The 12,133-nt window shown below is 66.0% G+C and carries 12 protein-coding genes; 8 read left to right on the top strand and 4 right to left on the bottom strand.

Annotation, left to right across the window (positions count from 1 at the left end):
* Positions 1 to 131: 131 nt before the first annotated feature.
* A complete protein-coding gene (locus tag J2T21_RS19405) occupies positions 132 to 443 on the bottom strand; it encodes a hypothetical protein (protein WP_307583705.1) in 312 nt (103 codons plus the stop codon).
* Positions 444 to 841: 398 nt separating this feature from the next.
* Here J2T21_RS19405 and J2T21_RS19400 point away from each other — a divergent pair, with 398 nt between their 5' ends.
* A complete protein-coding gene (locus tag J2T21_RS19400) occupies positions 842 to 2,116 on the top strand; it encodes a hypothetical protein (protein WP_307583703.1) in 1,275 nt (424 codons plus the stop codon).
* 108 nt (positions 2,117 to 2,224) lie between these two features.
* Here the strand turns inward: J2T21_RS19400 and J2T21_RS19395 are convergent, their stop codons facing one another.
* Together J2T21_RS19395 and J2T21_RS19390 are read right to left on the bottom strand one after the other, a co-directional pair.
* On the bottom strand, positions 2,225 to 3,016 hold the full coding sequence (locus tag J2T21_RS19395; protein WP_307583701.1) for a CatB-related O-acetyltransferase: 792 nt from the start codon (positions 3,014 to 3,016) through the stop codon (positions 2,225 to 2,227).
* Between the two features lie 291 nt (positions 3,017 to 3,307).
* Positions 3,308 to 4,180, bottom strand: coding sequence for a VOC family protein (locus J2T21_RS19390; RefSeq protein ID WP_307583699.1), 873 nt, complete (start codon positions 4,178 to 4,180; stop codon positions 3,308 to 3,310).
* Between the two features lie 168 nt (positions 4,181 to 4,348).
* On the opposite strand from J2T21_RS19390, the gene J2T21_RS19385 reads away from it, so the two are divergent.
* The 5 genes from J2T21_RS19385 to J2T21_RS19365 all read left to right on the top strand — a co-directional run bounded on the left by J2T21_RS19385 (position 4,349) and on the right by J2T21_RS19365 (position 7,702).
* Positions 4,349 to 5,317 carry a hypothetical protein gene (locus J2T21_RS19385; RefSeq protein ID WP_307583697.1) on the top strand — a complete coding sequence of 323 codons (969 nt, stop codon included), beginning with the start codon at positions 4,349 to 4,351 and terminating at the stop codon, positions 5,315 to 5,317.
* Positions 5,314 to 5,958: a rhomboid family intramembrane serine protease gene (locus J2T21_RS19380; RefSeq protein ID WP_307583696.1), complete on the top strand. Its 645-nt coding sequence runs from the start codon at positions 5,314 to 5,316 to the stop codon at positions 5,956 to 5,958. Before J2T21_RS19385 ends, J2T21_RS19380 begins: the two co-directional genes overlap by 4 nt.
* Before the next feature lie 145 nt (positions 5,959 to 6,103).
* Complete coding sequence (locus tag J2T21_RS19375; protein ID WP_307583695.1) at positions 6,104 to 6,466, top strand: PadR family transcriptional regulator; 363 nt, start codon at positions 6,104 to 6,106, stop codon at positions 6,464 to 6,466.
* Positions 6,463 to 7,458 (top strand): permease prefix domain 1-containing protein, encoded by a 996-nt coding sequence (locus J2T21_RS19370; protein ID WP_307583693.1) that lies wholly within the window; start codon positions 6,463 to 6,465, stop codon positions 7,456 to 7,458. The genes J2T21_RS19375 and J2T21_RS19370 overlap by 4 nt, the downstream gene beginning before the upstream one ends.
* 118 nt (positions 7,459 to 7,576) lie before the next feature.
* A complete protein-coding gene (locus J2T21_RS19365; RefSeq protein WP_307583691.1) occupies positions 7,577 to 7,702 on the top strand; it encodes a hypothetical protein in 126 nt (41 codons plus the stop codon).
* A gap of 53 nt (positions 7,703 to 7,755) precedes the next feature.
* On the opposite strand, the gene J2T21_RS19360 is transcribed toward J2T21_RS19365, so the two are convergent.
* Positions 7,756 to 9,270 (bottom strand): PucR family transcriptional regulator, encoded by a 1,515-nt coding sequence (locus J2T21_RS19360; protein ID WP_307583689.1) that lies wholly within the window; start codon positions 9,268 to 9,270, stop codon positions 7,756 to 7,758.
* A gap of 205 nt (positions 9,271 to 9,475) precedes the next feature.
* Between J2T21_RS19360 and J2T21_RS19355 the strand changes: the two genes are divergently transcribed.
* Together J2T21_RS19355 and speB are read left to right on the top strand one after the other, a co-directional pair.
* The gene (locus J2T21_RS19355) at positions 9,476 to 10,873 is read left to right on the top strand and encodes an MFS transporter (RefSeq protein ID WP_307583687.1); all 1,398 of its coding nucleotides are present in this window, start codon (positions 9,476 to 9,478) and stop codon (positions 10,871 to 10,873) included.
* A complete protein-coding gene (speB, locus tag J2T21_RS19350) occupies positions 10,870 to 11,868 on the top strand; it encodes an agmatinase (RefSeq protein ID WP_307583685.1) in 999 nt (332 codons plus the stop codon). The genes J2T21_RS19355 and speB overlap by 4 nt, the downstream gene beginning before the upstream one ends.
* The last annotated feature ends 265 nt before the right edge of the window (positions 11,869 to 12,133 follow it).

Genomic DNA, 12,133 nt, shown 5'->3' with positions numbered 1-12,133 from the left:
CGGTTGTCTCAGCAATGGCTCGGCTACCTTGTTGAACAGCTTCAGATCGCTGGCATCGACGATCCTCGCGCGGAACCATCTTTGTCGTTCGTGCTCATCCCTGAGATGTCGCAGCATGCCCGTCCCCACCATTACCAACAAGTCGTTCTCGGACGCCAACTGGTCCAGCCCAACTGCGTTCGCTTCCACCATTCGGTCCTGGCGTCGGCTGCACGCTTCTGCCGCAGAGCCAAAAAAGCAATCAGCGCGGCACCTGCCGCCACCATCGGAGTCACCAAATGCGCGGGGATCGACAGCACCCAGCCAGCAATCGGGTCCATGACAAACCGTTTGCCGGCATCAATCAGTGTGCCGCCGAATGCAACGAGCCCGAGAACGACCAGTACCCCGGCAATCCCCACCAACGACCACGCCAGCACCGTGGATCGCTGCTCGGCACTCATGTGACGGACGCAGAAGCACCGGCTCCACCGTGCCATGCGCGTGCCCGGTTGCAGGGGCGCAACCTGCGTTTCCACCAGCGAAGTCGACCGAGGAGGAACAATCGATGGGCCCTTGGGCGCCTTCCCGATTCCAGCACGCGTGTTCGTGGCCCTCCGCCGCCTGCGCTTATTGCTCTTCATCCATCCACCGTAGGTACGAGCCACCACCGGCGACAAGTGCGGACGACACGCTGTGGACAACAGCCTTGTTGGCAACCCGGCGATTTCGCCCCGGTTGGGAAAATCCCCATGTCCACGGCCGATTCCCTGGTCTTGGTTGTCGGCGTACGATGCAAACGGGCCGTCCACCCGGATGCCGCAGAACCAATGATCCGTTCCGAATCGGAAGGTGGCCCCCCATGTCCTCCACAAAGGTAGCAAGCGTTGCCCAACTCAACGAGGCCTTGGCTTCCGGCGCCAGCGACATAGAGATCACCGGGACGCTGCGGGGCATGCCGTCACTCACCCTGCCGCCGGGGGTCGCCCTGCGCGGCGGCGGGCTGGTCTTCGGCGCCAAGGGCCTGAAACTGACCAGCGACAACACCATCTCGGATCTCACCGTGCGCACCTCCACCCACGAGCTGGCGATCTACAACGACCCCGCCGTGTCCGACATCGGCACGCTGCGCCTGCGCAACGTCACCACCCACGGGCAGGTCTACCTCAGCGCGGCGGGCAACATCCACGGCCGGAGCGCCCGGCCCACCGGGTTCGGTGTCGAGGCCATGCAGGGCGCCTTCACCCTGTGGAACCGGCAGCCCGATCCCGCCGTCACGCTGTCGGCCAGGCTGGAAAACATCTCAGTGGGTTCCGCCGCTTCCCCGGTGCGCGGCGGCGGAGTCTTTGTCGGTGGCCACGGGGACACCGCGGGCACGGCAGATGGCGGAACGGTCGAGCTGGAGCTGCTCAGCACCGGAGACGTCTTCTCGGACGGCGGGATCGCACCGGGCACCCCGGACCTGATCTCGGGCGGCGTGTTCATCATCAGCGGCGCCCGCGCCGAACGGGCCCTGAACCTGGGCACCACCACCACGTACGGGCAAAACGACATGGTCCTGGACAACTGGGGCCGGGTCACGAACTTGACTGCCAAGGCCGCTGTCACCTCGCACGGACCCAGCGGCATCGGATTCGTGAACTTCGGCGACATCGATGTGCTGTCGATCCAGGCGCCGATCATGACCACCGGGCTCGGGGCCCGAGGATTCAATGTCTATGACGGATCGCTGAACGAGGCCGGTTTTGAATCCATCACCACCACCGGCGACAGATCGGTGGGCGTGCAGGTCAGCCGCGAGCTGCCGAAACTCACCATCACCGGCAATCTGTCCACCTCCGGCGGCACCGGCGAGTCCCTGGTCAAGGGAGTGCTGATGCCACTGTCGGCGATCGCGTTGAGCGTGAAGCCCTCGGGCCACATCGGAACCGTGAGCGTGGGCGGGGACATCGTCACCACCGGCGACGGCGTGGCCACGGTGGATCTGGAGGGACCGGTGGACACGCTGTCGGTGCGCGGCAAGGTCGTTGCCCACGGCAGCGGTGCCACCGCGGTGCGCACCGGCAGGGGAAACCGGACCGAGGTCGGGCACCTGGTCCTCGAGGCACCGAACGGCACGGCCCGGACGACGCCGTAGCACCGGTTGGCTTCCGGAGCGATGGTGCCGACTGCTGCACGGGCTATTCGACGCCGTCTCGACACCGGCAAGGTGGCTTGCCGCAGGGACAACGCGCTCCCGGTTGCCTCAGGCCGTGTTGCTGCCGACTCCGGCGACAGCCGCAGCCAGATCGCGGCCAGTGAGGACCGCAGGGCGGTAGGGCTCGATCGCCCCGGCCTCGATAAGGCCGATGGCACCGCGGGCAAACTCCCCCGGATCCCTGACGTCAAGCTGGTTCAACGCGGTCGGCGAATAGTCCCACCAGGCGCTGCGCCGCAGCTCATTCACGGTGCCCTCGTCGAAGCGTTGCCGAATGATCTTGGCGGGCACCCCGCCGACCACCGCGTAGGGCGGCACATCGCGGGTGACCACCGAGTTGGAGGCAACCACTGCCCCGTCGCCGATGTGCACGCCATGGCCCAGCTTGACGTCTTCGCCGATCCACACGTCATTGCCGACCACCACGGGGTCGGGTGCATAGTCGAACTCCCGGTAGGCGGGAGTCTCTCCCCGGTCACGCTCGAAGGTTTCCATCATGAGCCGGCGGTTGTAGAAGACCGGGCTGGTGGAGGCCCATTCGTGCGGATGCATCGCCCCCATGACCTTCACGCCCTTGGCGATGGAGCTGTAGCGGCCCACCTGCGTCGACAGCGGCAGCCGCGAGTGGGTGTAGGAGAAGGAGCCCAGGCCCACCAGATGCCGGCCGCTTCCCGCCCAATAGGTGGCGTAGGGCTCCAATCTCAGGTCAGGGGTGAACTTGATCAGGCTGTCCTCGCCGTAGCTGGCCCCGGTCGTCTCGATGGTCTTGGCCCCGGGACCCATCAGGAAGATCCGGCTCGAAACCAGGTGCGGGCGAAGTTCACTCAGGCGCAAATGCATCGTACGACCCTAGCCACCGAACCCTGTGCCTTCGTGGGCGTTTGCTGGCAAGACCATGGCCGCCGGTGTCGCCGGTGCAGCTTCCCGCACGGGTTTGCCGGCCAGGTGCTACCGCACACTTCAATCTCCCGCCCAGCGCCTACCGGCCGACCCTGGGGCACGGGGCACCGGGGCTGCGGGCCGGCCGGAGGCCTACTGGCGGAACCTGACCATGCGCCGGGACCACGGAGGGCGGGCCGGGGACACCGCAAAAACGCGACAATCCCGGCCCGCCCTCCGACGAAACCCTTGCTACTGGCCCACGGCCACGCGCAGCTGGTTGTGCCACGGATCCTCGAAGCGCAGCTCGGCTCCGGTGTGGTGGCTGGAGATCCCGGCGACCTTGAGGCGGTCGGCCAGCGCGCCGATCTCGTCGGCATTGGGCACGGTGATGACGACCTCGCCCAAGCCCAGGGTGTCCTTGCGCGGGCCGGCGCCGCGGGAATTCCACACGTTCATGGCCATGTGGTGGTGGTAGCCGCCGGCGGAGACGAACAATGCCTGGCCGTGGAAGCTGGTGGTCTTGGCGAAGCCCAGGGTGTCGACATAGAACGTCTCGGCGGTCGCGACGTCGCCGACCTGCAGGTGCACGTGGCCGATGCCGGCATTGGCCTGGACGAGCCCGGAAACGGCCGCCTCGTTCAGGTGCGCATTGAGGTAGTTGTTCGGGTCGAGGTGGATGGTGTCCATGGCCACGGTGCTTCCGTTCCAGGTCCAGGTCTCGCGCGGGCGGTCCCAGTAAAGCTCGATGCCGTTGCCCTCGGGGTCGTTGAAGTAGAAGGCCTCGGAAACCAGGTGGTCGGAGCTGCCGGTGAACAGCGAGCCGTCGAACTGGGCGGCGGAGAGCACGGTGGCGGCCAGGTCCGACTGGGTATCGAAGAGCAGCGCGGTGTGGAACAGCCCGGCCTCGCCGCGGCCCGGAAGGTCCAGGCCCTTGCCGTCGGAAAGGTGGACGAGCTCGAGTCCGCGGCGACCCAATCCGGTTCCGGCCGGCCCCTCGGAGAGCACCTCAAGGCCCAGGGCCTTCTGGTAATAGTCGCTCATCTTCTTCATGTCCCCGACCTTGAGCATGACGGTGCCCATGGCCAGTTCGGCGGAAAGTTGATCCTGGGTGGTCTTGCCCATGGTGGTTACTCCTTGGAGTCAGGCGTTGGATTGGTCTTGGTTCAAGTATGACACCGCTTACTTGAAGCTACAACCTTTAGTTTCGTAAATCACGTCCAAAAAGAAGGGAAGCGGATTGCGCCCCGGCGACCATGGTCAATCCGGTCCGCCCGCGGATACGCTCGTGGCATGGCGAAAAGCGAAAAGCACACGGTCAGCATCGAACTCGTCGTGAAGGTCGTCGACAAGGCGGCCCTGAAGGCCCACGCCGAGGCATTGATGCGCGCGGACTACGCCGATGACCCGGACATGCTGCAAGACGAGCTCGGCGAACTGCGCCACGGGCACACTTCGGCGCTGTCCATGGCCCTGGATCCCGAACACCTGGCCGCCGGTGTCCCGGGAATCAAGATCACCGAATCCCGGTTCTCGGTCTCCGAGGACCCGACCGAGGCATTCGAACTCGAAGAACCTCCCACCACCACGGGAGAACGGCAAGACCAAGCGGCTCCATCCCCCGGGGTTTCGACGATCGAGCGATTCGCGGCGCTGGGCTCGAAGGTGCGCATCCTGGCCCTGGAGGACTACGCCAAGGAATTCGAGGACGGCGACCCCGACGCGGAGGACTTCAAGCCGAACCCGATGCTCGCAGGTGCACTGCTGTGGTCCTACGAGGTGCTTGTCGATCAGCTCCTTGAGGACATCACGATGCTGCGCACCGGCATGGCCGGGATCGAGGACGCCGCGTGCCTGGCCGAGTTGCCCGAGCTCTACCGGATGCACTACACCCCGCTCTTTGCCCAGCGATACCTGGCGGTCACCATGGACCTGGGAACCAGCCTGCTCACAGGCTTCTCCTCCCCCAGCTGCGTGGCGCAGGAACTCGCGCTGCGCCTGCTGTTCAACGGCGTGGAGATACTTCAGGACATGTATCCCGAGCTCGAGCTGCCCGATGGCTGGCGGCCCATGCTGGAGGACTTGATGTTCGAGGACCTCGACCACGAGTTCCTCTACGAACCGGGGCTTGACGGGATCGCCGGCGATTCCAGCCTGGGCCACCTGCGGATCGTGAACCTGGATGTCGCCCACTGGTTCGCCCCGTTCCACCAACACACGGTCAATCCCTACGCCCACGATGCGGGCATCATCGAACCATGAGCACGGCGCTGGCGATCGGCTGCTATGTGGCGGTGCTGGGCGCCGCCTCTGCCGCGTGGCAGTTCGGCCCACCGCGGACCCAGGCGTCCCGTTTCAGGCCGGTGGCCACGGTCGCGGCGCTGCTCGTCATCGGGATTCCGTCGCTGCTGCAGCTGACTCTGGCACCGGGCCTGCTGGAAGCACTGGAACGGCAGGGGGCCGGCGCCGCGGCGGCGCAACCCTGGCGCATCGTCACGGCATTGGTCGTGCAGGACGGCGGATGGCCCGCGGCGATCACCAATCTTGCCGCCCTTGCGTGGATCGGCTCGATGGCAGAGCACGCATGGGGAACCCGCCGCTGGCTGGTCATTGCCCTGGGCGCGGGAATCGGTGCCCAGCTGTGGGGATTCCTGGTCCAACCGGTCGGGGCGGGGAACTCGGTGGCGGTCTTCGGGCTTGCCGCTTCCCTTCTGGTGCGCGCCTGGATCGGCACGCACCTCACGGCAAGGATGGCCTCGGTGGTCGGGTTGGCCGCTGCAGCCGTGTTGCTGGTGGGCGGGGACCTGCATGGGGGCGCAGCGGCAATCGGCTCCGTGATAGCCATGCTCCTGCTGGGACTGAAGGCGCGACCACACACGCGAAACCAAAAACAGCATCGCTGACCGCGCCGCGGCGGCACCACTCGCGTGCCACCAAACCTTCCGCCTTCAAGCAGGCAAGAACCCGGGGCACCCCAGAAGGCAGGGACAAAAGGACACCCTTCCTTTCCATTGACAATAGTGTGTCTGACACAGTATCGTGTGAAGCATGATTGACGAGGACGTGCTGGCCGGACACCAGCAGGAGCTGCGCCGCGGCACGGTTGTAATGGCCGCGCTGGCAACGCTTGAAACCCCCGGCTACGGCTACGGACTGCTGGCGGTGCTGGAACATTCCGGCCTGAGCGTGGATGCCAACACCCTCTACCCCCTGCTCCGCCGTCTGGAAAGGCAGGGGCTGCTCGAAGCCGAGTGGGACACCACCGAATCCCGTCCCCGCAAGATGTACAAGACCAGCGACAGCGGACGGGCACTGCTCAAGCGGCTCGAATCCGAATGGAACGCGTTGGCCGGATCCCTCAACAACCTGCGCACCACCGACCCAAGGAAAGCCCTCAAGGAGTTGCCATGAGCACCCTCACCAGCCGCTACATCACCGCGGTCTCCCGCGCCGTCCCCGATTCCCAGCGAAGCGATGTCGAGGCCGAAGTCGCCGCCGCCATCGCTGACCTGAGCGAAGCGAAGCTCGACGCCGGCGCCACCCCGGAGGAAGCAGAACGTTCGGCGCTGCTCGAGCTCGGGGACCCGATGCGCCTGGCCGCGGACTACTCCAACAGGCCGCTGCACCTGATCGGCCCAGACCACTTCCCCACCTACGTCCGCCTGCTCAAGGTCCTGGCCGCCACGGTGCTGCCGATCGCCACGATCGCAGTGATCGTGGCCAAGCTGCTCACCGGCGCCGACGCAGGGCAGGTCGCCGCAGCGGCGGTGACGACACTGCTGCAGCTGGCGATGCAGCTGGCCTTCTGGGTCACCGTCGTTTTCGCGATCATCGAGCGCAGCCCCGGGTCCAAGGTCATGCACCCCAAGTGGGACCCCTCGATGCTGCCGGATTCCCCGACCGGCCGGGCACGTTTGGGCGACACCGTGGTCTCGGTGCTGCTTGCCCTGGGCGTTGCCGCATACCTGCCGTGGCAGCATTTCCGCTCGCCCTTCACTTCCTCGGACGGCTCTCCGATTCCGACCCTGGACCCGGGATTGTGGCAATCCTGGATTCCGGTGCTGCTGGCCGCGATGCTGGCGATGGCCGTGCTGGAAATCCTGCGCTACCGTGCCGGTGGCTGGTCCTTGAAGTTCGTTTTCGTAAACGCGGCACTGAACCTGCTCTTTGCCGTTCCGGTGATCTGGCTGGCCGCGGCCGGGTCCCTGCTGGAACCCGCGTTCGTGCAGCGACTCGTTGATGCGGGATGGGCCAACGCAGACCTCCAGCTCAACGCCACCATCATCGTGGTGACCGCCGGAGTTGTCCTCTGGGACGTGGTGGATTCGCTGCGCAAGCTCCCGGGCGACGCCGCGGCGCTGGCACTCGGCACCCCGGGTCAGGGCCCGGCCATACCGGGCTGAGCCTTCATCATGCCGAACCACGATCATCCGCAGCCCATTTGGCAATCCTCCGATTCGGCATCACGCCGCCGGCAGCCGAGAACCATCGGTAGGCAGGCACGGCTGGGCGGATGCGGCATTGCACCTGAACGTGATGGTCATCGTGATCACCGCCGGCGTGCTCGCCTCGAACCCGATCGACCCGCTGCGCAAGGTCCGCATCGACACCGCAGCCCGTGCCACACACGTTGACAACTTCGGATAAACCCACGGCTCCCGGTAGCCACCGATATTGGGCGAGAGAAACACGGCGGAGTTTCACCCGCGCGGTACACGCTCCCCCGAGCCCATGGCCTCGTGCACCTGGAACGCCAGCCACAGCTGGGCGACCGCCGAGGTTTCGGCCATATCAAGGCCGGTGAGTTCGCTGATCTTGCGGATGCGGTAGATGATGGTTTGCCGGTGGACAAAAAGCAGCGCGGCGACCTTCTGGGCCGAACGCTGGTTGTCCAGGTAACTGCGCAGCGTGGCCATGAAATCCGTTCCATTGAGCCGGTCATGCTCAATCACCGGACCCAGCAGCCGCTGCACGAGCTCCGCGCCATCGCGATGGCCGCCCAGCCCGAACCACGGAGCATCCTCCGAGTATCCAACCCACCGCACGCCCCGGGCGGTCGCCTGACCCAGCGCCCACAGGGATTCGCGCAACCCGCGCGCGATCGCCTCGATGCCCACGGGCGTACTCATTCCGATGGGCAGCGAGGGATCAAAGACATGCAGTAGCTGGTCCTCCGGGCAATATTCGGAGACCATCAGATGCAATTTATCCTCGCCCACCACGCAGACGCTGTTGATGCCGTGGCGCCACAGCGCGCTGTGGACCTGGGGCAAACCGACCTCCGCCTGGGCCGGGATCGAAAGCAGACGCAGGTCGCCGGCCGTAAACCCGAAATCCTCGAGGCGGCGGGCGGCCTCGGCGGCCCCGATGCGTCCCTCAAAGGACTGCAGCAGGAATTCGCCGCCGGAGCGGTAGCGGCTTTCCATTGCCAGGGCCGAACGCGAAAGACCCAGCCCCAGTACGGTGGCCGAGTGCAACAAGACCACCCCGTCCGGCTGCCTTCGGTCTTCGGGCAAGATGACCAGCAGTGCATGCGGATGGGTCGGAATTTCCATGATCAACATGGATTCCCCGCCATCAACGGTCCACAGAAAGTGCCGGGTCTCCGCAGTGGATTCGGAGGTGACCTTCCGCACCCGCACCAACACGTCCTCGGGCAGGGCTGCGTCGCCGGGTTGCCAGGGATGTTGGCAGCGGTCATCCACCACGTAGAGCCGCGCGCCGATTTCCTTGCCGATCCCCGCCAGCAGCTGGCTCCAGGTCTCCCCCGGCGTCGTCGCCTTGCGCAGCAGGTCGTAGATGCGGGCGGTTTGCTTGATCCGCCGTGATTCCTCGAGCAGGCTCGCTTCGGCAATGGACCGCGAAATGGCCATGAAGGGCAACGGGTAGGGAACCGAGACCAAGGGAAGCGGAAGTGCATCGCAGGCCGCGAGGAATTGATCGGAGAACTCCGGGGCATGCATCTTCTCGCCGACCGCCAAGGCGACCGCGCCGGCCGCCACCAGTGATCGGGCCAAATGGACCTGTGCCTCGGGCTCGGCGGGGATCGAGAGCCCGTTGGTCATCAGCAGCACCCCTGGCGAGACCCATTCCCAGAGCTGGGGCAGGTCCGAGGTGTGGGACCAGGTGACCGGATGCCCCAGCCCGTCCGCGCCGGCCAGCAGCCGCAGACCCAGCTGCGGCTCGTCCAGCAGTTCCTTGACCGTCATGGCCATTGGGCATTCCCCTTCCACTTTCCGGCGTCCAACGCATTGCCGCCGGGCACCCGTCCATCAAACGTGAACTCTCATACAAATGTCTAGTGCGTGTCTGCGAAAGTTGACACTTGTCGATTGTCGCCGTGACGCCGATCACGAATGATTGAAACACACCACAAGCCAGCCCGGATTACCCGGGCACCTAGAGAGAAAAGAGCCCGCAATGAGCACCTCCGTTCGCCTCATTGACGATGCGCCACTGACGCGGTTCCACAAGAAGCTGACCGTGTTTTCCTCCGGCGGCCCCTTTATCGACGGCTACGCGCTGTCCATTATCGGGATCGCGCTGATCACCATGACCCCGGCCCTGGACCTCGGCCCCAAGGAAATCGGCATGGTCGGCGCAGCCAGCCTGGTCGGGATCTTCTTTGGCGGCGGGGTCTTCGGTTGGGTGACCGACAAGGTCGGCCGCCACACCATGTACATCCTGGACCTGCTCGCCCTGGCCGCCTTCTCCATCCTCAGCGCCTTCTCCACGGACATCTGGCAGTTGGTGATCTGGCGCTTCCTGCTCGGCGTGGCCATCGGCGCCGACTACCCGATTGCCACCTCGCTGCTGGCCGAGTTCCTCCCCCGCAAGCACCGCGGCCGCCTGCTCGGGGCCACCTTCGTGGTGTGGGCCGTGGGTGCCGCGGCGGCCTTCGCCGTCGGTTACGCGATGCGCGGCTTCGGACCGGACGCCTGGCGCTGGATGCTTGCCAGCCCCGCGATCTTTGCCGTGATCACCCTGCTCTTCCGCCTGGGCACCCCGGAGTCCCCGCGGTGGCTGCTCTCCCGCGGCCGGGTCGACGAGGCCCGCACCGTGATCAAAAAGGTCTACGGCAACGACTACGACGTCGATTCCCTCGGTGAGGACGAAGACACCGGCAAGCGCGCGGCAACCTTCACCGACATCTTCAACAAGAAGTTTTGGCGCCGCACGCTTTTCGTCTCCATCTTCTGGACTGCCCAGGTAATCCCGCTCTTCGCGGTCTACACCTTCGCCCCGGAGCTGCTTGCCTCCTTTGGCCTGGACGGGGATGCGAACCTCTACGGCGGGTCCCTGCTGATCTCCCTGCTCTTTGTCGTCGGCGGCATCCCGGGCCTGTGGCTGGTCGAGCGCATCGGTCGGCGCAAGCTGCTGTTGTGGACCTTCGGCATCATCGTGGTGGCGCTGGCGGCCCCGGCCTTTGTCCCCGGGGTTGGCCCCAAGACGCTGTTCACCGCCCTGGCGATCTTCGCCCTGGCCTCCGGGGCCTCCAGCTTCCTGGAGGTCGTGTACCCCAACGAACTGTTCCCCACCGAGATCCGGGCCACCGCGGTCGGCTTCGGCACCGCGATCAGCCGCGTGGGCTCCGCCGCAAGCACCTACCTCATGCCGGTGGCCATCATCAGCTTCGGCGCCTCTGGCGCCCTGCTGATCGGCGCCGGGATCTCCCTGGTCGGACTCGTGGCCACATTCATCCTGGCCCCGGAGACCGCCAACCGCTCGCTGGCGGACATCTCCGGCGGCAGCACCACGAACAAAACCAAGACCAACGCAACGACCAAAGAAACGAAAGCAGAAGGAACCCTCGTATGAGCAAGCACCAGCCCATTGGCCCCGTCGAAGCCACCAAGGTCCCCCGGTTCGCCGGATTGGGCACCTTCGCCAGACTCCCGCAGATCGATGCCGTCCCGGACTACGACATCGCGGTGCTTGGCGTTCCCTTCGATGGCGGCACGTCCTTCCGCCCCGGCGCCCGCTTCGGCCCCGCCGCGGTCCGCGAGGCCTCCCGCCTGCTGCGCCCGGGCTACCATGTGGAGCTCGATGTCACCCCGGTCGAGGCCGTCCAGGTCGTCGACGCCGGCGACGTGGCCTGCACGCCGTACGACATCGCCAAGGCCGTGGAACAGATCGAGGAGCAGGCCCTGCCCCTCATGGCCAAGGACAAGCGGGTCATCGCTGTCGGCGGGGACCACACCATAGCCCTGCCGATGCTGCGGGCCGTCAACAAGGTCCACGGACCGGTGGCCCTGCTGCACTTCGACGCCCACCTGGACACCTGGGACACCTACTTCGACGAGCCGATCACCCACGGGACCATGTTCCGCCGGGCCTTCGAGGAGGGCCTGCTGATCGAGGACAAATCGATGCACGTGGGCATCCGCGGCCCGGTCTACGACCAGGACGACTTCCTGCGGGACCACGAATTCGGCTTCCAGATCATCCGCAGCACCGACATCGACGACATTGGAGTGCCGGCGGCCATCGCCAAGGTGCGCGAGCGCCTGGGCGATACCCCGGTATACCTCTCGGTCGACATCGACGTCTTGGACCCGGCCTTCGCCCCGGGTACCGGCACCCCCGAAATGGGCGGCCTGCACTCCCGCGAACTGCTGCGCCTGCTCCGCGGGCTCAACGGCATCAACATCGTCGGCGCCGACGTGGTGGAGGTCGCCCCGGCCTACGACCACGCGGACATCACCTCGCTGGCTGCGGCGACCGTGGTTTTCGACATGATGGGCCTGATGGTCAACTCCGGCAACCTGCGCACCAACGAGGATGACCACCGTCTCGAGGCCGCGGCCGTCTAGAAAACAAACCAGGATCCCAACCACACGCAGTCCGGCCCTGCCCATTCATGGGCCGGGACGGACCGCTTGTGCGCCAAGGGCAACTTGGCGAGGAGGCTGGGACAGCTCGGGACCCCACGATGGCCCAGGAAGCCGAAGACCATCAGCACAGCGCCCGAACGGCCGCTCAACGCCCTGTCGCCACAGGCCATTTTCCACTGTGTCCGACATTGCGCAAGATGCCGCCACTGGTCAATTTCAGTGGCCGTCAGCTGATAGGTTCAAT

Origin of the sequence: Paeniglutamicibacter psychrophenolicus, from assembly GCF_030812255.1 — a bacterium.
Taxonomy (GTDB): domain Bacteria; phylum Actinomycetota; class Actinomycetes; order Actinomycetales; family Micrococcaceae; genus Paeniglutamicibacter; species Paeniglutamicibacter psychrophenolicus_A.
Note: the sequence above shows the minus strand (reverse complement) of the source record. Positions and strands in the feature narration are given on the sequence as shown.